The sequence below is a fragment of the Corynebacterium sp. HMSC075D04 genome, assembly GCF_001815635.1.
Lineage (GTDB): Bacteria > Actinomycetota > Actinomycetes > Mycobacteriales > Mycobacteriaceae > Corynebacterium > Corynebacterium coyleae.
This window is the reverse complement of record NZ_KV821369.1, coordinates 504-23,661: the sequence shown is the minus strand read 5'-3', so window position 1 is coordinate 23,661 and position 23,158 is coordinate 504. Positions and strand designations below refer to the sequence as shown.

Genomic DNA, 23,158 nt, shown 5'->3' with positions numbered 1-23,158 from the left:
TTGTTGCCTACCTACCCAGTACCTGCATGATCTTGTCTTGGTTCAAAAATGCGGCGAATCCTACGCCGGCAAGCAGCGCCAGCGCGCCTACGAGGACCGCGATCCAGCCAACGCTTGTCGACGACCCCTTATCCTCAACCACCACTTCCTCCGGCGCCCTCGCCGTCAGGGGGACGTTGACCAGTTCGGAGGATCCGTCCGGGTAGGTCACCCGCACCTTGACGGAGGTGGTTTTGCCGTTGGGCACACTGCCGTTGGACCGGGCGGTGATACGGCCGGTTTTTTCGTCGATAGTTGCTGTCCAGCCCTGCTCGTTGAAGCCGTCGATGCTAAACCGCGTGCCCTCTGGCAGTTTCGACGAAGGTTCCGGACGAGCCTCGCCGCCGATAGGAACGTTCGCTCCAACATATCCGGCGTCAAACGTCGCCGCATCCGAAGGCACCGTGACCGTGGCGGTGATTTCGCGTGCGCTGCCGTCTGGGTAGCGCACCTGGATCAGCGGCTTGTAGGTTTCGTCGATCTCGGCGTTCTTCGGCGCCGTGATGCGCAGCGCGCCGGTGGATCTGTTCACGCCGACGTCAAGGCCAGCGTTGTCGATCACGTCGAAGACCGCGCCCTTGACCGCATCGCCAACAGCGGCGACTGCAACTGTGTTGCCCACCCGCACCGTGGTAGACGGGTAGGAGATGGAGTTTTTCACGGCGTGTGCAGAAGCTGTGGCCAAGCGAGCGCGCGCTTCAAGTTCTTTGGTGGAACCATCCTGGAAGTAGGCGATGACCTTGACCGTGAGCGGACGCGCGTTCACCTTCGGTGCGTTGACTCGCACGTCGCCGGTGTTCGCGTCCACCGTCGCGGACCAGCCGCCCAGGCTCGACCCGGATTTCATCTTGAAGGTCGTACCCTCGGGCAACGCAGCGTCGCCGGTGCGCAGCACGGTTGCGCTCAGTCCCGGGACCACCATGATCTCGTCTTCGTAGCCGAGGTTTGCCAGGTCTGCCAGCATGGGCTCGCCGACCTCGAAGACGGCGTTGACCGTCTTGGGACTGCCGTCCGGGAAAGTGATCGTGACCGGGACCGTGTGGGTGCCACGCTTCGCGTTGGTCTCCGGCGCGAACGTGATGCTGCCCTTGTTATCGATGGTGACGCCCTTAACGTCGGTGCCCGGCTTAAACGTTGTTCCTGCGGGCAGCACGCGGTCGTCGTATGTGAAGCCGCGCTCCACCACCTGCGCACGCGGCGAGCTCGAGGAGCGCTCCACACCAGCAGGCACCGGGGTTTTCGCCCATTCGACCGTGTAGCGATCAGCCATGGACTTTTCTTCAGCCACGACGACGTCGACGACTTCACGCTTGCCGTTCGGGGTAGCGATCTCCACACGGTACTTGCCCGGCGCGGTGTCGCGCGGTGGCGTGGCGACGACCGTGCCGTCCTGCTCCACACGAATCCAGGAATCCTTCGGCGCAACCTGTTCCGTCTTGTGGCCGGAGATGACCTTTTCCACGCCGTTGGTGGTGAACCCAGACGGCACCGGGTCACTGCTCCCCTTACGCGTCGGCGTGCCAATGCCTACCTCGCCGGCGTGCACCACCACAGGTGCCCACACGAACGGATCCGGCTGTGGCTCGGGTTGCGGGGCCGGATTCGACGTCGCCGGCTCCTTTTTCACCGTAATGCCCAGGTTGGACTGCTCGGTTGGCTTGACCGTGACCTTGCCGTCGTTTTCACGTGTGACGGTGTGCTTGTTCGGTGCCTTTGCGGTCACGGTGTAATCGCCTGGGTAGAGGCCATCGACGACGTACTTGCCGTCAACCTTTTCCACGTTGCGGGTTTGGTTTTTCGGACCACCCGTGATCGTGATCGAATCTGGCTCCGCATCGCCTGTAACTGTGATGTTGACGGAACCCTTGACCAGCGCCACCGTGAGCTCCAGATCGCGCGGCTTGTTCGGCTCGACACTGAAACGCTTGGTTGTTCCTCCGTGGTTGTCGCTGGATTCAACCTGCACGGTGTATTCGCCGGCGTGCAGTTTGCCCGCGTTAAACCTGCCGTGTGCGTCGGTCGTATCCTTGGCGATTTCCCTACCGTTCTGGGTGATGCGAATGGGGGCGTTGGCGACGGGTGCGGAGAGGTCGTCGAGAAGCGTGCCGCTCACCGCGTTGAGCGTCTTCACCAGGATTTCGCCGCTGCCGTGTTTGCCGGGCTGCAGCGTGATTTCCCGGCTGCCTTCGCTGTGGGTCTCGCTTTCGGCAGCTTTGGCCGTATAGGTACCGGGCAGGATGTCCTCGACCGTAGCCATGCCTTCCGCGTTGGTATTCACCGTGCGTCCGGCGACATCAAGTTTGGCGTTGGCGACGGGGTGGCCGGTGTCGTCGACAACCTGCAAGACGAGGTCCACCTTGTCCAGCGCGAGCGCAAAGTCGTGCGTTTCGGTGCTGTCCTTTTTCACCTTCGCAGCCTGCGACGGCGCCGAATACCCCTGCGGGCCAACAATCTCGACGGTGTAGGTGCCCGTTGGCAGACCAGCAATCGAATACGTCCCATTGACCACGGGCGCAGTCTTCTTCACGCCAGCGGTGTTCTGGTCTGCACCACGTACCTGGATCTCGGCGGGTTGTCCGCTTGACAGGCCGGTGACGCTACCTGCGATATTGCCCAGGTTGCGCACAACGTTGAGTGTCTTTTCCGACGTCTCATTCGGGTTGATGGTGACTGCGCCGCCGCCCTCGATCGTGTACCCCTCCGGGGCGCGCCCACCAAGGGTGTACTCGCCCGGGTACAGGTCATTCAAGACGTAGTCGCCGCCGGCTTCCTCAATCGGCAGGTACTCGTTGTTCGGGCCGCCGTTGAGGAACACCTCCGTCGGAGCCAACGTCCCCGAGGTGCCAACCTTGATGGACCCGCGGTGCAGCGCGACCTTGAGCATCACCGACTCGGTGTCTCCGCCGGGTTCGACTGTGAAGTTTGCACTCGCCGCGCCGTACGTGTTGGTGCGGACCACCTCTGCGGTGTAGTTGCCTGCAGCCAGCGCGCCGGCGTCGAAGTTGCCTTCCGGGGTGGTCGGGAAAGTGCCGATGACACGGGAGCCTTGCTTGACGACGACCTGCGCACCCGCCACAGCCTGACCAAGATCGTCGACAACAATGCCACCGGTTTGGTTCAGTGAACCAACCTTCACCGTCACCGGATCATTATCGCCCGGATACAGCACGAACCCCTGGGATGCGCCGCTGTACTTGCCCCTGGCAGCAGACACTGCGGCGGTGTAGGCACCCGGCGCGAGATCCGCAAACGTTGCAAGGCCTTCCGCATTGGTGGTTTCGGTCCGTCCGTCAACGGTGACTGATGCATTGGCAACTGGCCTGTTGGCGTCGTCGACCACCTTGATCTCGCCCGTGACGTTGTCCGCAATCACCGCGAACCCAACAGTCCTGTTTTCGTACTTTTCCACCTTGGCGTTCTGCGGGCCCGTGACGGAGTATCCGCGTGGCACGGAGTTGTTGATCACTTCGACGCGGTATTCCCCGGTGGGCAGGTCCGGGAAGCTGTAGTGGCCGCCCGAGACGGTCTGTTCCAAAATCTCGGGACCCGTGACGCGGATCTTGACCTGTTTGTCGGCCGGCACGCCGGAGATCACACCAGAGATGCTGCCTTTATCGCGCGTGGCGGTGAAGTTTGCGTTCGCGGTTGTTGCGCGTTTGACGTCCACGTCTGCCGTTTGGGTCACCGAATAGCCCTTCGGCAGCGACTCTGGGACGACCTCGAGCACGTGCTTGCCCACCGCCAGGTTCGGGATGGTGAACTCCGCGTTCTCATCGGTGTCTACGACAGTGTTCGTACCGACGACACGCACCTTCACCTTGGTGCGTTCCGGCAGCCCGTTGACCTTGCCGCTGACTTTGCCGTACTGCTGCTTGCGCTGCACAACGATCGGGTCCGCGATGCGGTTGACGCGCTGATCCTCTACTTTGACACCTTCAACCTCTGTCCCCTGACTGTCCTCAGTTTCGCCCACGACCAGCGTGTACTTATCCTCTGGATCCTTGGGCACCGGAACCTTGGGCACGGTGAAGTTACCGCTTTGATCAGTCTGGGCCGACTTACCGCCGACGGTCACACGTGCACCGGAGATGCCGACTCCCTTGTCGTCGATCACCCGGCCGGTGACGGTGATCGGGTACAGATCAAAATCCGGGGCGGTGGCCTCGTCCTTCCACGGCTTGGTCGCCGGGCTGACAAAGCCCGCTGGAGGTCGCACGCCAATCTGGTACGTCGTTCCTGGGTTGTTGGAGGTCAGCCAGTAGGAGCCGTTATCGGCAACCGCTTCCTCACCCTGGAGGACGATTTCCTTGCCCTGGCGGTTGGTCCACTTCCTGTTCACCAACACCTTCGGGCGGCCGACTGGCTCCTCGTCCGGATTATGCACACGCACCTTGCCCGGCGAAGCCATGTTGACCATAGGCACGGTGTACCGGGAGCCACCACCGGCCATCGGAGTCGGATAACCGCCCTTGCCCATCCCCCAAAGGATCAGGCGGTGCATTCTTTCTACCTGCAACTCTTCCGGTAGCTCATAGCGCAGTCGAATCGCATAATTGCCTGAGGGGGTTGTCGCGATGCTGCGGTGGACGGTGACATCATATGTCTTCAGCACAACTTCTTGGCGGTTTCTGTAAACGCGGTGATCAAGCTTGAACTGCGAGACTTCAGGGATTCTTTTGAATACCGGATCATCCTTCGGCGCTGACTTAACAGTACTTGCGAAGAGCGGCGGGGGCGCGGTTTCCGGCGGCACGAACTCGATGGATACCGTCTTCACCCGCACGGATCCGTTGAAGAAGACCGCTCCTCGCCAATTGCCGTTTTCAATGCGAACCTCGCCATGGTCGATACCAGGTTGCAGAATGGGCGCCCTCTGCGCGTGCGCGACCGGCGTGAAGGTACCCAGCGGGACTTCGGCGACCGTGCCGGCAAGCGCGAGCACCGTCGCAACTGCGGTGATGCGCATGCCCCGTGGGCGGTGTACGCGACGGGGGTCATCGGAATAGCGAGACATGGGCGTCATTCAACTTTCTCGAAGCAAAGGCACGGGAAACGAACGGTAAAACACAGGAATGATACCACTTAGTTATATGCCTTATCTAAATCTTTTACGGAACTGCCAGCTATTCCACACCCTTACTACACGACGAAGCGCCCCGGCCGAATGCGGCCGGGGCGGTGGAGTCGTCGCTAAGCAAACGCGCTACTGAATCTCAGACGGCTCCTTGCGTGCCGGGTACACGGTCGGGCGCACACCCGCAATGTCCTCAACAACGCGAACCACCTGGTGAGAGTAGCCGTACTCGTTGTCGTACCAAACGTAGAGCACGAGGTGGTTGCCGGAAGCAATCGTGGCCAGACCATCAACCACGGATGCGTGGGAGGTACCAAGCAGGTCCGTCGACACAACCTCAGGCGAGTAGATGTAGTCGAGCTGCTGGCGCAGGTTGGAGTGGGTGGACACGCGACGCAGGAAGGTGTTCACCTCGTCCTTTTCAACGTCCTTCTCCAAGTCCAAGTTCAGCACAGCCATGGACACGTCCGGGGTTGGCACGCGGATGGCGTTGCCGGTGAGCTTGCCCTCAAACTCCGGCAGTGCCTTAGACACGGCCTTCGCCGCGCCGGTCTCGGTGAGCACCATGTTCAGGCCCGCTGCGCGGCCGCGACGGTTGCCCTTGTGGAAGTTGTCGGCCAGGTTCTGGTCGTTGGTGTACGCGTGAACCGTCTCAACGTGACCGTGCTTGACACCGTAGCGGTCGTTGATCACCTTCAGCACCGGGGTGATGCCGTTGGTGGTGCAGGACGCTGCGGACAGGATGCGCTCGTCGCCGATCATGTCCTGGTTGATGCCGTAGACAATGTTCGGGATGTCGCCCTTGCCCGGCGCGGTAAGCAGCACGCGGTCCACACCCTTGGACTGCAGGTGCTGGGACAGGCCCTCGCGGTCGCGCCACACGCCAGTGTTATCGACGACGATGGCGTTGTTGATGCCGTACGCCGTGTAGTCGATCTCGGCCGGGTCGTTGGCGTAGATCATCTGGATCGGGGTGCCATTGGCCCAGATGATTTCCTTCTCCTCATCAACGGTGATCGTGCCGTTGAACGGGCCGTGGATGGAGTCGCGGCGCAGCAGGGATGCGCGCTTGATGATGTCGATGTCACCCTTCTTACGCACCACCACCGCACGCAGGCGCACGCCGCCGTACATTGCCTCACGCGCGATCAGGATGCGGGCGAGCAGGCGACCGATGCGGCCGAAGCCGTAGAGCACAACGTCGCGTGCATCGAGCTCGGAGGAGGTACCGATGACGTCAGCGAGCTGCGCGTCCAGGAAGGTACGCAGATCCTTCTCGTCGGAGTACTTGAACTCCTTGGCCAGGCGGCCGAGGTCGATCGAAGCGGTGCCGAGATCCATCTCCACGAGCTCGCGCAGGATCGGGAGCGTCTCGTCGAGGGCGAGCTCCTTTTCGTCGATACGACGCGCGTAGCGGTGTGCCTTGATGATCTCGATGTCGGTCACACCCACCAGCAGGCGGCCGTAAACCGAGGTGACCGCGTTATGTTCGCGGTGCAGGCGGCTGATCAGCGGCAGCATCTCCTGGGCAAGGGTGAGCTTGTGGTTCCAGTCGTCGCGGGGGTTTGTGGTTTCGGTCAACGTTGCTCCTTCAGCGTGTTGGATTCGGGGGCAATTTCAGCCCCACACCGCCATTTACTTTAGCGCAGGACAGCGCGATACTTGGAGGGGTCCGCCTCGGGGGCAAACTTGGGGGCCTGATCCTTATCGACGAGCACCGCACGCACCCCTTCCGCAAAGTCCGGCTCACGCACCATCACCGCGCCCAGGCGGCGCTCATTGTCCAGCGCGCCGGCCAGATCCTGCGATGCGTTGGCTGCGATGAGTTCCGCCGCCGCCACGAGCGACGACGGGGACGCCTGCTTGGTCAATTCCTGCACCTTCTCGCCGAACTCGCCGTCAAGGCGCTCGCGGATCTCGGCCCAGGAGCCGGTGAAGGTGGCCTCGATGTCCTCGTACAGTGCCTCGAGCTGCGATTCTCCTTGCTCCAACCCGATCTCGTCGAGGTAGCCGGGCCCGTGCTCCACGATCCCGTCGAGCACCCCGTCAAGCGAGGCAACCTTGTGCGTGGCCAGGCCGGTAGCCAGCATGTCATCGGGGGTAAGCCGATACCCCGTCAGCGCCAAAAACGCTCCAAGCGCTTGCGAGGGGCGCTTTGGCAGGTTCTGCAACAGCCACGACATGCCCACATCCGTGATGTAGCCGATGTTCATCTCCGGCATGGACGCAAACGCATCCTCGGTGACCACCATGTGCGAGCCGTGCGCCGACACACCCATGCCACCGCCCATGATCACGCCACTACACAGCGCGATGTACGGCTTGGGGTAGTTCGCAATGTCCAAGTTCATGGCGTACTCGTCTGCGAAAAACGTATCGACCTCATCCAGGCGTCCCTCGAGGACACCGTCGCGCGCGGCACGGACGTCGCCGCCGGAGCAAAAGTGTTTGCCAGAGGACTGGATGACAACTTGGGTGACGGTGTCGTCGTCACGCCACTGCTTCAGGATCTCATCGATGGCGCGTGCCATCTCCGGGTTCAGAGAATTCAGGGCCTTGGGGCGGTCGAGGGTGATCACCCCGGTCGTGCCGCGTACTTCGGTCTTCACAAACTCAGTCATGTCGCCCAGTGTTCCACATCACACCGGTATGGTGTGGGCAATGCAGACGTCACGACTGATCGCACTCGACATGGACGGCACCCTCCTCACCCCGGAAGGCCAGGTACCTGAGCGCTTTTGGCAACTTTACGACGACGCCACCGCCCAGTCCATCACCATCACCCCCGCCTCCGGCCGCCAACTGGCAACACTGCAACGCATGTTCCCCGCATGCGACACGTTCATCGCTGAAAACGGCGCGGTGGTGTGGCACGCCGGCGAAGTTGTCTCCACCACGGCCCTGCCCGCAGACGCCGCCCGCAACCTCATCGCAGCGCTACCCGACGCACCATTTCCCGCCCACGCCGTCATCTGCGCCCCGGAGGTAGCCGCCACCCTCCCGCTGCCGCCGGCGATCGACGCGGAGGTGGACAAGTACTACGCCTCGCGCACAACGCTGTCGGCGCTCGGCGACCACCCCAGCCCCGTGGTTAAGATCGCCCTCTACGTTGAAACCGACGCCGAACGCGACGCCCTGCCCTGGGTCCGCGAACACGCCCCCGGCCTGCGCGCTGTAGTCAGCGGCAAACACTGGCTCGACATCATGCACCCAGACGCCGACAAAGGACACGCACTCGAAGCGCTCGCCGACACGCTGGGCATCCCCCTTGCACAGACCGCAGCATTCGGCGACTTCCTCAACGACTACGGCATGCTCCGCGCCGCCGGCCACGCGGTAGCGATGGACAACGCACACCCCGACCTCAAAGCGATCGCGGACGAGGTGATTGGGTCAAACGGGGACGAGGCGGTCGTCGATAAGCTTGCGCAATGGCTGCAATGATCGACTTCACCCAACCCGCCGACGTCGTCGCACCGCAGTTGCTAGGGTGCCTGATCACCCACAACGGGGTAACCGTGCGCCTGACCGAAATCGAGGCATACCTCGGCGCTGAAGACCCCGCCGCCCACACGCACAGGGGCAAAACCGCCCGCAACGCCGCCATGTTCGGCCCACCCGGCAGGCTGTACGTCTACCTCTCCTACGGCATCCACCACAACGGCAACATCGTCTGCGCGCCCGAAGGCATCGGCCAAGGCTGCCTCATGCGTGGCGGCGAAGTCGTCGCCGGCGAAGCACTCGCCCGCGAGCGACGACAACGCCCCGACCGCGCGTTGATCCCGTTTGAAAACCTCGCCCGCGGGCCCGGCAACCTCGGCCAAGCACTCGCACTGGGGTTAGGCGACAACGGCACCCCCATTCACCTCACCCCGCGCAACACCGAACCCGAATGGGTCGCAGGACCCCGCATCGGGATCTCCAAAAACAAAGACGCCCCGTGGCGGTTCTGGATCCCCGGCGACAAGACCGTATCCACACCACGCGGGCGCCCGAAGCGGATCAACCTTTTGGGTGATTGATTGAAGGTTAGGCTTACCTATATTCTCAATCTACAACTAAGGGTAACCTACCCTTCATTCCTAGATTGGAGAAGCAGATGACCATGGCCGCCCCCACTGACCAGCGACTGTCGGCCGCACTCAAAGACCAGACTGCCACTGCGCACTCCAGCGCCGAGAATTCCCCCTTCATGTCGAGCCTTGGAAAAGGCGAGCTGGACCGGGCAGCCGTAGCAGAGCTGACAGTGCAGTACTTCCACATCTATTCGGCACTCGAAGATGCGGTGCGCCGCGCCGCTTCCCACCCCGCGGTGGCGCAGATCGCCGACGAGCGCCTCGAGCGCGTGCCCGCCCTCGAAGCCGATCTCACCGCCATGCTCGGTGCCGGCTGGAAGGAAACCACCGCCCCACTCGATGCCACGAGGCGCTACGTTGCCGAACTCGAGGCGCTCACCCCGGACTCCGGCCCGGAAGTCATCGCCCACCACTACGTGCGCTACCTCGGCGACATTGCCGGCGGACAGGTGCTCGCACGCGTGTTCCAGAATGCGTACGCGCTGCCCGACGAGGCATTGCACTTCTACAACTTCTCTGCGGTAGGCAAGATCCCACACTACCGCGCGCACTACAAGGAGGCGCTCGACGCGATGCAGCTTAACGACGAAGAGCGCGCACGAATCATCTCCACCGCCCAGCACGTCTTCGCCCTGAACCAGGCAGTGTTCCAGGACCTTTCGACCCACGCCGGCTAGGCCGAGGCTCACTAACGCCTGTCAACGTAAGCGATCGCACCCCAGATCGCCCCAGCCGCCACGAACGCAGTGAGCACTCCGCCGGTGAGCGTGAACTGCGCAGGCACCAGAAACAGCACTAGCACTGCCAAGCAAACAATCAACCCCCAAGCCACCGCGAGAACGATCCCCGCGCGTTTGCCCAGTCGAGCACCGGCATCGCGGCCCTTATGCGAGGGCAGTGACGAAAGCCCGAGAACCGCAGCCACCAACGCCACGCTCGCAGGGAACGCCACCCAGATGCTTCCGGTACCCGCCCCAAACGCGATCACACCTGTGATCAAGGCGATCAGGGCGCGCTCCCAGGTGACGAAGTGCACAGCGCCGCCTTCATATGTGCGCGGCAATCGCACACCGACAGGTCGAATGAGTTTGGTAGCAGGTCCCGCCTGTTGCGCCATCACGACAACCCCTTTCAACATTATGCAAACCTAACCTTACTTAGGTAAGGTTAGCCTACCTACTTTTTGCTATTTCGCACCTCGAGGCAACCATGAATGTTCGCACCCACCTCGGCGCAGTCGCTTGCGCGAGTCTGATCGGCTTTACCGCCACCATGTTCGGCGCCGCGCCTGCGCTTCTTCCTCTCGCGGCGGCCGAAGAGTCTGCCAGCACACACCGCAGTGTCTCAGCGGGAACCATGCAATGGGGGGTGCGCGAATCGTTCAGAAAATACATCGAAGGTCCCATAGCCCACGGCAGCATTTCGGTCGGTGGCGGCGCACAGCGCTCAGGCGACGGTTTCACGTTCGACGCCAAATCCTCGGCACTGACTTCAGCCTCGGCCGGCGAAATCAGCTTCCAGGGTGAGGTCCATTTCACCGGGCACAACGGCGCGCTTGATATGACGCTGCGCAACCCCACAGTGGTGGTCAATGGCGCTCAAGCCGAACTGCGGGTGGATTACGCTTCACGGAAGTACGAGGGCATGAACTCGACCGGCCCGGTGCGCGAAGGCACCCAAGAGCTGCTCGCCACCATCGCGCTCAACGCCGCCCCGGATTTCTCCGCACAAACAACGACCATCGCAGGCCCCACCTCCCTCACCACAACCGGTGCGGAGATCTTCGGTGGCTTCTACGAGGTGGGCGCTCCACTCGACCCGGTCACAATTGAGCTATCGCTTAACGACGCCTCCGGCCCCGCCCCACAGCCCAAAGAGGGCGGCGGCACCTCCGGCGCAAAGAGATCGGGCGCCACCTCCGGCCCGGCCCGCCTCCTCGGCGAGATCAACGACACCCTGGAAGAACTCAACGCGATGTTCGCCAACACTGAGACACTGCTGCGCAGCGGTGAGTCACTGCATCGCCGGGTACTTCCGACGCAGGAAGGCACGAGCCCTGCACCAGCGGCCAACAGCGGCGCCCCCACGTCCAATGCCCCCCGAACGGGAGGAACCTCCAACGCAACGAACAGTCCAGCGAACGTCAACCCTGGCTCCGTCCCCGCGACACCAGCCGGCGCGCCGAAGGTGAGTGGCGGCACGAACACCGGTAATGCAGCAAAACCCACTGGTGCGGCACCTGCGGGTGGCGCCAGCGACAGCGGGATCTGTGACTCGAGCGCGTCTCGCGGGATTGTCAGTTCCGAGGCCCAGTGGGGCATTCGCCAATCTTTCCGCACGTACATCCGCGGCAACATCGCGAAAGGACGCTGGGAACTCAAAGGCGTCGGCGACGACGGCAACGCGTTCACGTTCTCCGGCAATTCCGGCGCGGTGGACACTGCCGCACGCTCCGGTTCCATCCTCTACCCCGGCACCATCCATTTCACCGGCCACGAAGGGGTGTTAGACACCCGCTTTTCCAATATGGAGATCCAGTTCAGTGGCGATTCGGGCCAAATCGTCATCAATGTTTCGTCGAATAGCACTGATGGCAAGGCGAATGATTTCGGCCGCATCGCGATCGCCAACTTATCCTTCAGCGAGCTGAGCGTTTCCGATTCCGCGGTGTCCGGCTCCGCGCAGGCGACGCTCACCCAAGTCGGCGCGGAGGCGTTCGGCCAGTTCTACCCCGCTGGGGCCCCACTCGACCCAGTGAGTTTCAGCGCTCGCCTCGGCAACACGGCGAACTGCCGCGAGGGGCAGGGTGGGGCCTCCTCGGAGTCGTCGACAGGCAAAGGCGGAACCGCAGGTGACGCTGCGGCGCTGAAGCGCGGCGGCACGGCAGGAGCCCAAGCGAAGCTGAACTCAGGGACGACCCCCGAAAACGCAAAAGGCAGCGTGTTCGACGAGGTAGAAGGTACAGATGCCGTGGAATCCGCCAAACAGCCCGAAGGCGGAAAGTTCCAGATCAAAAACTCCGCGGCAGGCGACGGCGCCGGCAGCGGAGGCTGGGACGACTCAACGGTGGCCAAACTCCTGCTTCTGGTGGCCTCGCTGCTCGGCGCCGGTGGCGCGCTGACCAGGTTTATTGCGACCGGATAAAACCGGATAGAAAAGGAAACTCTCAATGAAGCTTTGGAAAACACCCCTCGCCTGCGCGGTCGCGGCGGCCGTGGGTCTGTCGCTTGGAGGTTGCGCCAGCTGGGACAACCCCGTGCAAACCGAACAAAAGGCGCTTTCGCAGTCGCTCGCAACCGGAGCCGACCCGCACCAGGCTGAGGGCGTCGCGATGGTATCGGAGATTTCCGAGGTAGAACCCGTCGAAGCGGAGCGCGAAACTGCGCTGCCCGTCGAACTCACTGACGCCGACGGCCACAACGTCACGGTTACCGACACCTCCCGCATCCTCGCGCTCGACCTCTACGGCACCTACACAAAGACGCTCCGCGGTATCGGGTTGGCGGACAACATTGTCGGTCGCACGGTCAGCTCCGCGGAACCCTCGCTTTCTGACCTTCCCGTGGTCACCGAAAACGGTCACTCACTAAACGTGGAGGCAATACTGAACTTGCGCCCGACGTTGGTCATCGTGGATCACTCCGTCGGTCCGAGCGAGGCCATCGACCAAATCCGCGCGGCGGGCGTGACCACCGTCGTCATGGAGCCGAAACGGACCATGGCATCAATGGGAGAGGACATCATGAACGTGGCCTCCGTCGTCGGGGAGCCAGAAGCGGGCAAACTCCTCGCGGAACGAAGTGAAAAAGAGGTGCAGCAAGCTCTCGAAGCGATCAAACAGGTCGTCCCGAAACAGCCGCTGCGCATGTCATTCCTGTACGCGCGCGGGACCGGCGGCGTGTTCTACCTGCTCGGCGGCGAAGACGGCACCAAGGACCTCATCGAGGCGCTCGGCGGCGTCGACGTGAACACTGAAAACGGCATCGGCAACGCTTCCCCCGCCAGCCCCGAAGCGCTCGCCCAGGTCAATCCGGAGGTGTTCGTCATGATGAACGGCGGGCTGCAGTCCACCGGCGATATCGAGGGCCTGCTTCAACGACCCGGTGTCGCACAGACGACCGCCGGCCAGCACAAGCGCGTGCTTTCACTTCCCGACGGCGACTCGCTTGCGTTCGGCCCCCAAACCGGGGAACTTCTGCTGCGCGCAGCCCACGCCCTGTACGGGGAGGGGCAGTGACATCTTCCGCCGAGGTGTTTCACGCCCGCCGCCGCGGCCGTGTGGCGCTGTTCACGACCGTCAGTGTGCTGCTGGTGGCGACAGCCATCGGCTCGATCATGGTTGGACAGTTCGAGCTTTCGGTCCGTGAGCTGTGGCCGATTCTCCAGGCCGGCCCGCTGTCTGCAACCTCTCTGGAAGCGTCCGTGATCTGGCAGATCCGACTCCCCCGCCTGGTGCTCGGTCTGTTCGTCGGTGCCGCGCTGGGCGTCAGCGGGGCGCTCATGCAGGCAGTCTTCGCCAACCCGCTCGCGGAGCCGAGCGTGATCGGCGTGAGCACCGGCGCGGGCGTCGGGGCCGCCGTCGCGCTCGTCTTCGGGCTCACCACTTTCGGCACGATGACGGTGCCCGTCCTTGCCTTTATATCTGGGACCCTTGCAACCGCGGTGGTGTACTTCCTCTCACGAGTCGGCGGCAAGGTTCGCGTGCTCAACCTGATCTTGGTGGGTATCGCGGCCAACGCTATCTGCGGTGCCATTATTTCAGTGCTCACTTTTATGGCCCCCACGACCGCGCGAGAGCAAATCATCTTTTGGCAGATGGGCACTCTCTCGGGCGCGAACTGGGCGCAAACGGGCGCAGTGACAGGCGTGGTCATCGTGTCACTGACGCTGGCGATGCTGTTAGGCAGCAAGTTCGACCTTCTCGCACTCGGCGACCAGGCCGCCTACCACGTCGGGCTCAATGTCACACGCCTGCGAATGGCGGCGATCGTGCTGTCGACGCTGCTCACCGCTGCCGCTGTCTCGTTTGCGGGACTGATCGGGTTTGTGGGTCTTGTGGTGCCGCACATCGTGCGCACTGCGGTAGGCCCTTCCAATAAGGTGCTGCTCCCCGCTTCAGCTCTCGGTGGGGCACTTTTGATCGGTGCCGGCGACATTCTCGCCCGCACAATCATCCCCTTTGCAGACCTACCGATTGGCATATTTACCGCGCTGATCGGTGGGCCAACATTCTTCTTGCTGTTGCGGCAAATGATACGAAAGAACCACCAGATATGAGTGTTACCGCACGTGGCGTCACTGTGCAGAAGCAAAACCGCACTATTCTTAACCAAGTCGACCTGCACGCAACCGCCGGCCAGGTCACCGGGCTTATCGGACCCAACGGAGCCGGAAAGTCGACCCTGCTGTCGGCCTTGGCGGGTGACATTCAGCTCGCGCACGGAGTGGTCGAGGTGGCGGGCAAGGATGCGTCGGAAAGCACAGCCTCCGAACTCGCGCGCACGCGCGCTGTCATGCTCCAAGACGTCAGCGTGGCGTTTTCCTTCCTCGTGCGCGATGTCGTCGAAATGGGCCGCCACCCCTGGGGCCGTGGGCCGGACGATGCGGCGATCGTGGATGCGGCGCTCGACGCGACGGGGATCACCCACCTACAGGACCGCGAGATTGTGACGCTGTCCGGCGGAGAGCGAGCCCGCGCAGCCTTCGCGCGGGTGCTCACGCAGCAAACGCAGGTCGTGCTTCTCGACGAACCAACGGCAGCCATGGACGTTCACTTCCAAGAACAAACGATGGGAGCCGTTCGCGCGCTTGCGCGTCGCGGTGTGACAGTCATCGTCGTGTTGCACGACCTACAGCTCGCGGCGCGATATTGTGACCGCGTCGTGTGCCTTAAGGCGGGCGAGATTACAGCGGCAGGCACCGTTGACGAAGTGTACAACGACGCGATTCTCAGCTCCGTCTACGACTGGCCCATCACCGTGTTGCGAAGCAGTGGGCGGATCCTAGTGGCCCCCGACGAGGCGGGTGAACCCGTCTCCGGACTCTGGTGTCCAGCCCCAGCTCCCCCCACCCCTTGAAAAAGTTAGGGATACCTTGCTAAGGTTAGCCTACCCTATCCCATCGGTGCGATGTTACATCCACCACACCAACTCACCGAAAGGCTTCATCAATGTCCCGCACCACCACCCTCGCGGCCATCACCGCCACGGCCATGATCTCGACTGCATTCGCCACCCCCGCTGCCTTCGCGGATGCGCCAACCATCGAGTCGGGAAATGCGCACTGGAACATCAAGGAATCGTTCCTGCGCTACGTGCAATCCCCGTTCGTCGCCAGCACCATCACAACCACGGAAGGCGCGGAGAAGGTGCTTCGCGACGGCAAGCTTGCTGACTTCGCACTTCCGGTCAATGCCGCCGACTCCGCCCTCGATGCCAACGGCAACGGCACCATTGACCTCGACGGCGCCATTTCGATCGAGGGCCACCACGGCGCTATGGACATCAAGATGTCCGACTTCAAGATTGTGGTCAACGGCACGAAGGGCGTCCTGCAGGCGGATTACGTGCGCAAGGGCGCAATGCCGGGCTCTGAGCCCACCACCGCCACCGGAGACGACAAGCCGATCGCAGAGTTCGAGGTCACAGATGCGCTGAAGCCCGGCAAGGACAACAAGTTGTCTGCGACGTTCACCCCGACCAAGCTGACCGAGTTCGGCGTCGACATCTTCGGCTCAAGCTACGAAGTCGGCAAGCCATTGGATGACTCGAAAGTCGCCGTCAACCTCGCATTCAAGGCCCCGAAGAAGGAGCCGAAGCCGACCGACCCGAAGCCGACCGACCCGAAGCCGACTGACCCGAAGCCGACCGATGAGGACGGCTCGAGCACCGGCGCAATCGTCGGCATTGTCATGGCGGTTATCGCAGTGCTGGGCGGCCTGGGCTTTGCGGCGACTCAGCCTTCGGTCCAGAAGCTGATTAACCAGTTCATGGGCAAGTAGCGTCCATGTACAAGGCGCGATTGTCCACCGCGGTGGCGGTGGCGCTATTGCTTTGCTCCCCCGCCGTCGCCGAAGGCCAAACTGCGGAGGAAGACACTTTCACGGAGATTTCCTCGACAGACGACGGCTCGCCGGCTACGCAAGCCACGCGGGCAATCGCACTGGCGATGGCTTTCACCGGTTTAGGGTTCGCGCTCAGCGCCCTCATACAGGGGGCCGCGTCAATCCTCGGCATCAAGCCTCCACAACTGCCCCAACTGGTGCGTTAAACACTGCCTCAAGAGCCCCGTCGTCCGGCGGGGCCCTCATTTGATTCGAAAAGGATTCGCCTCAATGCTCATCTCCCGAAACGCCGCTGCGGCGGGGTTCTCCGCGCTTATATTCGCCACTGCGCTGGCAATTCCTGCCGCCGCCGAAAGCTCCTCTGCTGAGCCCGCCGAGGTTGGCGGCGAATTTGTGTGGCCCATTTCCACCGGTTTTCTGAATCAGGCCGTCATTAAAGGTCAAGGTCGCGTGCTCACAGGCGGGGGCGCGACGTGGAACCAGGAAGCGCTTGAATTCTCCTTCCCGGTCACCTCCGCGACGCGGACCGGAAAGACGTGGACATTCGCGCTCGACGGCTCAGCGCAGGTACAGGGATACAAGAATGCGGGTGGCTACGACGGCTGGGCCGTAGATGTAAAATACTCGGACCTCAAGCTGAAGGTGGAGGGAAAAAACGCCACTTTGTACGGCGATTACCTCCTCGCCGGGGTCGCGAACAAGACGTACAAGCCAGTCGGTGCCAAGGGGGACGACGAGCCGCTGGTCACCTTCACACTCGGCAGCGAGATCACCCCGCCGAAACAAGTGACAGAGCACAACCGGACAACGGTGTCGGATACCGGCATGGAGAAGTCCCTCAGGCACTACCCGAAGGGCACGTTGCTAAAAGACTCTGAAGTGGATCTCAACGTGACATTCGGGGCGACTGCTCTCAGCCCTGGGGCGATCGCGGGCATCGCCGTGGGCGTGCTCGCCGTACTTGGCGGTCTCGCCTACGCATCAACCCTTACCCCGGTCCGGGCGCTCCTTGCGCAGTGGCTGCCCCGGTAACTACTTTCTCTTTTTCTTCTTGCTGCCCTTGCCCACTTTGCGCTTCTCCAACTTGGCGGCGACATCGGGCACGTAGCGGAACTCGTCGCGAGGCGGACGCTCATAGTCCGTGATAGCCGGACGCTCGGGAATCTCTGGGAGGTCAGGCTCAATATGCTCATACGGAATCGTCGACAGCAAGTGCGAAATGACATTGATGCGAGACCGCTTCTTGTCCTCGCTCTCCACCGTGTACCACGGCGCCGCGGGAATATCGGTGTGGACAAACATCTCGTCCTTCGCGCGGGAGTACTCCTCCCACTTCGTAATGGACTCCAGATCCATCGGCGAAAGCTTCCACTGACGCAACGGATCCTCACGACGGGACTGGAAACGCTTGTACTGCTCCTCATCCGAAACGGAGAACCAGTACTTGCGCAGCATGATGCCGTCCTCAACCAACAAGCGCTCAAAGATCGGCACCTGGTGCAGGAAGCGGCGGTACTCCTCAGAGGTGGCAAAGCCCATCACGCGCTCGACGCCGGCACGGTTGTACCAGGAACGGTCAAAGATGACGATCTCGCCTGCCGTCGGCAGCTTCTCCACATAGCGCTGGAAGTACCACTGACCCGCCTCGCGGTCCGTCGGCTTCGGCAGCGCCTCCACACGGCACTGACGCGGGTTGAGGTACTGGGTGATGCGCTTAATTGCGGAGCCCTTGCCCGCAGCGTCACGCCCCTCCATAATGATCACAACACGCTCGCCGTTTTCGACGACCCACTGCTGCATCGCAACCAACTCAGCCTGGAGGCGCAGCAACTCCTGCTCATAGGCATCACGGGACAACTTCGGCGGCTTTTTAGCTTGGCTCATAGGTATAACCGTACTCACAGACAAAAACGACACAACAATTATCTCGCGAGGGAAGACATTGTTGAACAATCTATGGGCTATACTTCTCCCGAAACCTTTTCAATACCGTACCGGGTCACTCAAAAAGTCCCGGTAACGCTGACCTAAACGGATGCCATGCTTGCACATAACGTTTCCGCCGAAGTTCGCAGAGCGATTTCGCGCGGTGAGTTTATCCCCGGACAGAAGCTCAACGAGGTGGCCCTCGCTGACCGCTTCGGGGTATCTCGCAATACGCTGCGCGAAGCCTTCGCAATGTTGACCGCTGAAGGCCTGGTCGAGCGCATCCCCAACCGCGGTGTGTTCCTCGCGACCCCAACAGCGGAATTCATCACCGACACCTTCCGCGCACGTGCAGCAATCGAACCTGCTGCACTACTATGGGGTACCGACCTGGACGTCGACCGCCTCGAGGAGCTCAACGCCGAAGGCCGCACCGCAATTGAGGAACAGGACGACGACCTGTTCATCGCTGTGAACCAGGCATTCCACCACGTCGTACTGTCCTCGATGGGTTCAAAGACCCTCGGCGACACCATGGACCAGCTCGACGCCTTCCTCCGCCTAGCCACCCTCCCGATTCTGGAGAAGGACCCCTCCTTCAACCGCCGTTTCATCGGCATTAATGAGCACATCGTGGAGCTGCTGCGTGCCGACGATCGCCAGGGCGCATCCGACTACCTCCAGCACCAACTGATTGAGCTGAGCACCGAAATCATCGAGATGATCGAGATAATCAACAGCGGGCAGCTCATCTAGCCCCGAACCCCCCTTATGTTCGGGGTCACACTCGAACAGCGGTATAACTGGGGTCATGCATATAGACCTCAACGCCGACCTCGGTGAAACGACTGCGGGCAACCCGGTCGCAGACGATGCGGCGATGCTGCAGATGGTCTCCAGCGCAAACGTTGCGACCGGCTTCCACGCTGGAGACCCCCACTCCATAGCCGGAACGCTCAAAGACGCCGCAGCACATAACGTCACACTCGGCGCACACGTGGCATACAACGACCCCGTCGGTTTCGGCCGCCGATTCATGGACTACACGCCCGGCGAACTCGCCGACGAAACCCTCTACCAAATCGGCGCCCTCGACGCGCTTGCCCGCGTTCACGGCATGCACGTGCGCTACGTCAAACCACACGGCGCGCTGTACAACACCATCGTCCACCACGCGGCCCACGCCAAAGCCGTCATCGACGGCATCAAAGCGTTCAGCCCCGACCTGGCCGTCATGCTGCTGCCAGGCGGTGTTGCAGTCGACATCGCAGAAAAAGCCGGCATGCGCGTCATCCGCGAAGCGTTCGCCGACCGCGGCTACAACCCCGACGGCACGCTGGTATCGCGCCGCGAACCCAACGCCGTCCTGCACGACCCAGCCGCCGTCGCAGAACGCGTTCTCCAGGTCGCCTCCACCGGCTCCGTCACAGCCATCGACGGCACCGAAGTCAAAGTGCAGGCCGAATCCGTCTGCGTACACGGCGACTCCCCAGGCTCGGTCGAGCTGACACGCAGTGTCGTCGCCAAGCTTCGCGACGAAAACATCACGATCGCGAGCGTCCTATGACCCTCAGCATCAAACGGGTCGGCACCCGCGGCCTCATCGTCGATCTGCCCGACCTGGCCACGGTGATGAACTACTACGCCGCACTCACGGCAAGCCCGCTCGACCACCAAACCGACGTCGTTGCAGCCGCACGCACCGTACTGCTTACCTTCGACTCGCCCACCGCGACCACCAAGGCAATCGACACGCTGCAGACCTACAGTCCCGCAGCCGCAGAACACACCGAACCACGCGACATCGCCATCGACGTGCTCTACAACGGCGAAGACCTCGCCCCGCTGGCCGAATCGCTCGGCATGAGCACCCACGAACTCATCGACTGGCACACCTCCACCACCTGGGTCGCAGCCTTCGGCGGATTCGCCCCAGGCTTCACCTACTGCGTCCCCGAAGACGCCACCCGCGCCCTGAGCATCCCGCGCCGCGACACCCCACGCACCGCCGTGCCCGCCGGCGCCGTGGCACTAGCAGGCGAATTCTCCGCCGTCTACCCACGCACCTCCCCCGGCGGCTGGCAGCTCATCGGCACCACCAACACTCCAATGTGGGACTCAACCGCCACCCCGCCCGCCCTCGTCGCCCCCGGCGACCGTGTGCACTACAGAGCAGTCGACGCACTTAACGACGACACCACCCTCGCCCGCCACCACCTCGCCACCCCACCACGCCGCCCCGTCTTCACACTCGACGACGCCGGGCTGCAAACCCTCTATCAAGACCTCGGCCGCCAAGGCAACGGCAACTTGGGCGTGACCACCTCCGGATCCTCCGACCGCGCCTCCGCCCGCACCGCAAACGCAGCAGTAGGCAACAAACGCAACGCCACCCTGCTCGAAAACATCGGCGGGCTCACCATGACCGCGCTGACCGAAACCGTCATCTGCGTCACCGGCGCCGACACCGACGTCACCGTGGGCGGCAGGCCAGTGCCACTGGCAACGCCGACGATTGTCCCGGCGGGTGCGGAGGTCGTCGTCAAGCAAGCGCGCCTCGGGTTCCGCACCTACATCGCAGTGCGCGGCGGCCTCATCGCCGACACCGAACTCAACTCCGCCGCAACCGACATGCTCTCCGGCCTCGGACCCAAACCACTCCACAGCGGCGACACCATCGCCATGTCCCTAGCCAAACCACAATCCGCCAACTCACTACTCACCAACCCCCTCCGTGTCGAACGCGACGGAGCAGACGTCGTCGGGACCGTACGCTGCGTCCTCGGCCCCCGCGACGACTGGTTCAGCAACGACGCCGTCGAACGCTTCTTCAACACCACATTCACCGTCACCGCCGACTCCAACCGCGTCGGCCTCCGACTCGAATCCGACGTCCCCCTCACACGCGAACGCGAAGGCGAACTCCCCAGCGAAGGCATGGTCGCAGGCTCCATCCAAATCCCACCCTCCGGCCAACCCGTCTTGTTCCTCCGCGACCACGCCGTCACCGGCGGATACCCCGTCATGGCAACCGTGATCAACGAAGACGTCGACATCGCCGCCCAACTCCCACCCGGCGCCAAACTCCGCTTCGAACGCTTTTCCCTCTAACGCACTTACGCCCCAGTTAGGACCCTGTAATGACTCTGAACGCAGTACTCATCGCCAACCGCGGCGAAATCGCCGTACGCATCGCACGCACCGCACGCGACCTCGGCATCCGCTCCATCGCCGTCTACTCCGAACCCGACACCGGGGCACTCCACACCCAAGTCGCCGACGAGGCCTACCTCCTACCCGGCAAAACCTCCGCCGAGACCTACATGAACATCCCGGCACTCATCGAAATCGCCCACCGCGCCGGCGCCGACTGCCTCCACCCCGGCTACGGATTCCTCTCCGAAAACGCCGACTTTGCCCGCACCGTCGAACAAGCTGGCCTCACCTGGATCGGCCCATCGCCCGACGCCATCGAACTGCTCGGTGACAAGCTCTCCGCCCGCGCGCTTGCCGTCGAAGCCAACGCCCCACTCGCACCCGGCACCGGCGAACCGCTCGAAACCTGGGAACAAGCGCGCGACTTCGCCGAAGAACACGGCATGCCAATCGCCATCAAGGCTGCATTCGGCGGCGGCGGTCGCGGCCTGAAAGTTGTCTTCGACGAAGCCGACATCGAAGAGGGCTTCGCCTCCGCCGGACGTGAGGCACGCGAAGCGTTCGGCCGCGGCGAATGCTACGTGGAAAAGTTCCTCACCCACCCACGCCACGTCGAAGCGCAAGTGCTTGCCGACGCCCACGGCAACGTCGCCGTACTTGGCACCCGCGACTGCTCCACCCAGCGCCGCTTCCAAAAACTCATTGAAGAAGCCCCCGCGCCATTCCTGACCGACGAGCAACGCAACGCCATCGAAGAAGGCGCACGCGAGATCATCCGCAAGGCCAACTACCAGTCCGCCGGCACCGTCGAATACATCGTCTCCGAGGACGGCACCGTGTCGTTTTTGGAGGTCAACACGCGCGTGCAGGTCGAGCACCCCGTCACCGAGGCCGTCACGGGCGTGGACATCATCGCCGAGCAGTTCCGCATCGCCGACGGGCTTCCCCTCTCCTTCGTCGACGGCGACTCGGTTGACCCGCAGATCAACGGCCACGCCTTCGAGTTCCGCATCAACGCGGAGGACGTCACCAACGGCTTCGCGCCGTCGCCGGGCACCGTGACGCGTTTCGACGTCCCCACCGGCCCCGGCGTACGCGTCGACACCGGCGTACTCACCGGTGGGCAGATCCCGCCCTACTACGACTCACTCATGGGCAAACTCATCGTCTGGGGCCCCAACCGCGACACCGCCCTGCGCCGCGCCGAACAATCCCTGTCCGAGTTCACCATCGAAGGCGTGCGCACCGTCATCCCGTTCCACCGCGACATGGTCGTCGCCCCGGAACTGACCGGCGACACCCTGGACGTCTACACCGACTGGGTGGACCACAACTACTCGCCGTCGCAGCGCCACAACAACGTGGACATCGAGCACATTTACGACGAACGCCGCAACGTCGTCGTCGAAATCGACGGCAAACTCCACACCATCGGCTTCCCCGTCGCCCTCCTCGGCACCGGCGGAGGAAACGCAGCCCCGGCCGAGGCTTCCACTCCGGCTGCTGATGCCGCAGGGGCCGTCACCACCAAGTACGAAGCCACCATCGTGGAGTGGCTCGTGGCTGACGGCGACGTTGTTGCCAAGGGCGACCCAATTGCCACGATCGAGGCCATGAAGATGGAATCCCAGATCAAGGCAACCCGCGACGGCCAGATTTCACTGGCGGCGCAGCAGGGTGAGCGAGTCAAGGCGAACGCCACGATCGCGACGATCTCCTAGCCGAAGAGTTGGTCCATTGCCCCGTGGTTGGTGTTTTTCACCGGGTAGCCGCGGGGTGAAATCCATACCGGCGCACCCCGCACCATGACGATCCGGCCCCGTT

19 protein-coding genes are annotated in these 23,158 nt (G+C 62.9%); 14 read left to right on the top strand and 5 right to left on the bottom strand.

Annotation, left to right across the window (positions count from 1 at the left end; translation table 11 throughout):
* Nucleotides 1-7 precede the first annotated feature (7 nt).
* The 3 genes from HMPREF3048_RS10910 to HMPREF3048_RS10900 form a co-directional block, all read right to left on the bottom strand.
* Complete coding sequence (locus tag HMPREF3048_RS10910) at nucleotides 8-5,053, bottom strand: carboxypeptidase regulatory-like domain-containing protein (RefSeq protein ID WP_168167355.1); 5,046 nt, start codon at nucleotides 5,051-5,053, stop codon at nucleotides 8-10.
* 189 nt (nucleotides 5,054-5,242) lie between these two features.
* Nucleotides 5,243-6,634 carry a glyceraldehyde-3-phosphate dehydrogenase gene (locus HMPREF3048_RS10905; protein ID WP_141758915.1) on the bottom strand — a complete coding sequence of 464 codons (1,392 nt, stop codon included), beginning with the start codon at nucleotides 6,632-6,634 and terminating at the stop codon, nucleotides 5,243-5,245.
* 119 nt (nucleotides 6,635-6,753) lie between these two features.
* Complete coding sequence (locus HMPREF3048_RS10900; protein WP_070772272.1) at nucleotides 6,754-7,734, bottom strand: 3-hydroxyisobutyryl-CoA hydrolase; 981 nt, start codon at nucleotides 7,732-7,734, stop codon at nucleotides 6,754-6,756.
* A gap of 40 nt (nucleotides 7,735-7,774) precedes the next feature.
* Here HMPREF3048_RS10900 and HMPREF3048_RS10895 point away from each other — a divergent pair, with 40 nt between their 5' ends.
* From HMPREF3048_RS10895 to HMPREF3048_RS10885, 3 genes are all read left to right on the top strand, one after another.
* Entirely contained in the window at nucleotides 7,775-8,557 is a 783-nt protein-coding gene (locus HMPREF3048_RS10895) for an HAD family hydrolase (RefSeq protein ID WP_070772301.1), read from the top strand.
* Complete coding sequence (locus tag HMPREF3048_RS10890) at nucleotides 8,554-9,135, top strand: DNA-3-methyladenine glycosylase (protein WP_070772299.1); 582 nt, start codon at nucleotides 8,554-8,556, stop codon at nucleotides 9,133-9,135. The genes HMPREF3048_RS10895 and HMPREF3048_RS10890 overlap by 4 nt, the downstream gene beginning before the upstream one ends.
* 83 nt (nucleotides 9,136-9,218) lie before the next feature.
* A complete protein-coding gene (locus HMPREF3048_RS10885) occupies nucleotides 9,219-9,866 on the top strand; it encodes a biliverdin-producing heme oxygenase (protein WP_070482664.1) in 648 nt (215 codons plus the stop codon).
* Nucleotides 9,867-9,877: 11 nt separating this feature from the next.
* Here the strand turns inward: HMPREF3048_RS10885 and HMPREF3048_RS10880 are convergent, their stop codons facing one another.
* Nucleotides 9,878-10,309 (bottom strand): hypothetical protein, encoded by a 432-nt coding sequence (locus HMPREF3048_RS10880; protein ID WP_141758913.1) that lies wholly within the window; start codon nucleotides 10,307-10,309, stop codon nucleotides 9,878-9,880.
* Between the two features lie 89 nt (nucleotides 10,310-10,398).
* On the opposite strand from HMPREF3048_RS10880, the gene HMPREF3048_RS10875 reads away from it, so the two are divergent.
* The 7 genes from HMPREF3048_RS10875 (at nucleotide 10,399) to HMPREF3048_RS10845 (ending at nucleotide 17,284) form a co-directional block, all read left to right on the top strand.
* Nucleotides 10,399-12,333 carry an HtaA domain-containing protein gene (locus HMPREF3048_RS10875; protein ID WP_070421263.1) on the top strand — a complete coding sequence of 645 codons (1,935 nt, stop codon included), beginning with the start codon at nucleotides 10,399-10,401 and terminating at the stop codon, nucleotides 12,331-12,333.
* Between the two features lie 25 nt (nucleotides 12,334-12,358).
* Entirely contained in the window at nucleotides 12,359-13,426 is a 1,068-nt protein-coding gene (locus HMPREF3048_RS10870) for a heme/hemin ABC transporter substrate-binding protein (protein WP_070772266.1), read from the top strand.
* On the top strand, nucleotides 13,423-14,466 hold the full coding sequence (locus HMPREF3048_RS10865) for a FecCD family ABC transporter permease (protein WP_070421265.1): 1,044 nt from the start codon (nucleotides 13,423-13,425) through the stop codon (nucleotides 14,464-14,466). The genes HMPREF3048_RS10870 and HMPREF3048_RS10865 overlap by 4 nt, the downstream gene beginning before the upstream one ends.
* Nucleotides 14,463-15,266 carry a heme ABC transporter ATP-binding protein gene (locus HMPREF3048_RS10860; protein WP_070421266.1) on the top strand — a complete coding sequence of 268 codons (804 nt, stop codon included), beginning with the start codon at nucleotides 14,463-14,465 and terminating at the stop codon, nucleotides 15,264-15,266. Before HMPREF3048_RS10865 ends, HMPREF3048_RS10860 begins: the two co-directional genes overlap by 4 nt.
* 92 nt (nucleotides 15,267-15,358) lie before the next feature.
* The gene (locus tag HMPREF3048_RS10855; RefSeq protein ID WP_070421267.1) at nucleotides 15,359-16,189 is read left to right on the top strand and encodes an HtaA domain-containing protein; all 831 of its coding nucleotides are present in this window, start codon (nucleotides 15,359-15,361) and stop codon (nucleotides 16,187-16,189) included.
* Between the two features lie 5 nt (nucleotides 16,190-16,194).
* Nucleotides 16,195-16,458, top strand: a complete 264-nt coding sequence (locus tag HMPREF3048_RS10850) for a hypothetical protein (RefSeq protein WP_070421268.1) — start codon at nucleotides 16,195-16,197, stop codon at nucleotides 16,456-16,458.
* 64 nt (nucleotides 16,459-16,522) lie between these two features.
* Nucleotides 16,523-17,284, top strand: a complete 762-nt coding sequence (locus tag HMPREF3048_RS10845) for an HtaA domain-containing protein (RefSeq protein WP_070772263.1) — start codon at nucleotides 16,523-16,525, stop codon at nucleotides 17,282-17,284.
* Here the strand turns inward: HMPREF3048_RS10845 and ppk2 are convergent, their stop codons facing one another.
* Nucleotides 17,285-18,136 carry a polyphosphate kinase 2 gene (ppk2, locus tag HMPREF3048_RS10840; protein WP_070421270.1) on the bottom strand — a complete coding sequence of 284 codons (852 nt, stop codon included), beginning with the start codon at nucleotides 18,134-18,136 and terminating at the stop codon, nucleotides 17,285-17,287.
* Between the two features lie 156 nt (nucleotides 18,137-18,292).
* On the opposite strand from ppk2, the gene HMPREF3048_RS10835 reads away from it, so the two are divergent.
* Genes HMPREF3048_RS10835 through HMPREF3048_RS10820 form a run of 4 tightly spaced genes read left to right on the top strand, consistent with a single transcriptional unit; the run spans nucleotide 18,293 to nucleotide 23,055 of the window.
* The gene (locus tag HMPREF3048_RS10835; protein WP_070772260.1) at nucleotides 18,293-18,934 is read left to right on the top strand and encodes a GntR family transcriptional regulator; all 642 of its coding nucleotides are present in this window, start codon (nucleotides 18,293-18,295) and stop codon (nucleotides 18,932-18,934) included.
* Nucleotides 18,935-18,989: 55 nt separating this feature from the next.
* Nucleotides 18,990-19,745, top strand: a complete 756-nt coding sequence (locus HMPREF3048_RS10830; protein WP_070772256.1) for a LamB/YcsF family protein — start codon at nucleotides 18,990-18,992, stop codon at nucleotides 19,743-19,745.
* A complete protein-coding gene (locus HMPREF3048_RS10825) occupies nucleotides 19,742-21,289 on the top strand; it encodes a 5-oxoprolinase subunit B/C family protein (RefSeq protein ID WP_070772254.1) in 1,548 nt (515 codons plus the stop codon). Before HMPREF3048_RS10830 ends, HMPREF3048_RS10825 begins: the two co-directional genes overlap by 4 nt.
* 29 nt (nucleotides 21,290-21,318) lie before the next feature.
* Nucleotides 21,319-23,055: an acetyl/propionyl/methylcrotonyl-CoA carboxylase subunit alpha gene (locus HMPREF3048_RS10820; RefSeq protein ID WP_070772250.1), complete on the top strand. Its 1,737-nt coding sequence runs from the start codon at nucleotides 21,319-21,321 to the stop codon at nucleotides 23,053-23,055.
* Nucleotides 23,056-23,158 lie beyond the last annotated feature (103 nt).

Bases quoted from the DNA above. Each gene is read 5' to 3' on its own strand.
- HMPREF3048_RS10910 (WP_168167355.1), bottom strand. From the start codon at position 5,053: ATGTCTCGCTATTCCGATGACCCCCGTCGCGTACACCGCCCACGGGGC.
- HMPREF3048_RS10905 (WP_141758915.1), bottom strand. From the start codon at position 6,634: ATGCTGCCGCTGATCAGCCGCCTGCACCGCGAACATAACGCGGTCACC.
- HMPREF3048_RS10900 (WP_070772272.1), bottom strand. From the start codon at position 7,734: ATGACTGAGTTTGTGAAGACCGAAGTACGCGGCACGACCGGGGTGATC.
- HMPREF3048_RS10895 (WP_070772301.1), top strand. From the start codon at position 7,775: ATGCAGACGTCACGACTGATCGCACTCGACATGGACGGCACCCTCCTC.
- HMPREF3048_RS10890 (WP_070772299.1), top strand. From the start codon at position 8,554: ATGATCGACTTCACCCAACCCGCCGACGTCGTCGCACCGCAGTTGCTA.
- HMPREF3048_RS10885 (WP_070482664.1), top strand. From the start codon at position 9,219: ATGGCCGCCCCCACTGACCAGCGACTGTCGGCCGCACTCAAAGACCAG.
- HMPREF3048_RS10875 (WP_070421263.1), top strand. From the start codon at position 10,399: ATGAATGTTCGCACCCACCTCGGCGCAGTCGCTTGCGCGAGTCTGATC.
- HMPREF3048_RS10870 (WP_070772266.1), top strand. From the start codon at position 12,359: ATGAAGCTTTGGAAAACACCCCTCGCCTGCGCGGTCGCGGCGGCCGTG.
- HMPREF3048_RS10860 (WP_070421266.1), top strand. From the start codon at position 14,463: ATGAGTGTTACCGCACGTGGCGTCACTGTGCAGAAGCAAAACCGCACT.
- HMPREF3048_RS10855 (WP_070421267.1), top strand. From the start codon at position 15,359: ATGTCCCGCACCACCACCCTCGCGGCCATCACCGCCACGGCCATGATC.
- HMPREF3048_RS10850 (WP_070421268.1), top strand. From the start codon at position 16,195: ATGTACAAGGCGCGATTGTCCACCGCGGTGGCGGTGGCGCTATTGCTT.
- HMPREF3048_RS10845 (WP_070772263.1), top strand. From the start codon at position 16,523: ATGCTCATCTCCCGAAACGCCGCTGCGGCGGGGTTCTCCGCGCTTATA.
- ppk2 (WP_070421270.1), bottom strand. From the start codon at position 18,136: ATGAGCCAAGCTAAAAAGCCGCCGAAGTTGTCCCGTGATGCCTATGAG.
- HMPREF3048_RS10835 (WP_070772260.1), top strand. From the start codon at position 18,293: ATGCTTGCACATAACGTTTCCGCCGAAGTTCGCAGAGCGATTTCGCGC.
- HMPREF3048_RS10830 (WP_070772256.1), top strand. From the start codon at position 18,990: ATGCATATAGACCTCAACGCCGACCTCGGTGAAACGACTGCGGGCAAC.
- HMPREF3048_RS10825 (WP_070772254.1), top strand. From the start codon at position 19,742: ATGACCCTCAGCATCAAACGGGTCGGCACCCGCGGCCTCATCGTCGAT.
- HMPREF3048_RS10820 (WP_070772250.1), top strand. From the start codon at position 21,319: ATGACTCTGAACGCAGTACTCATCGCCAACCGCGGCGAAATCGCCGTA.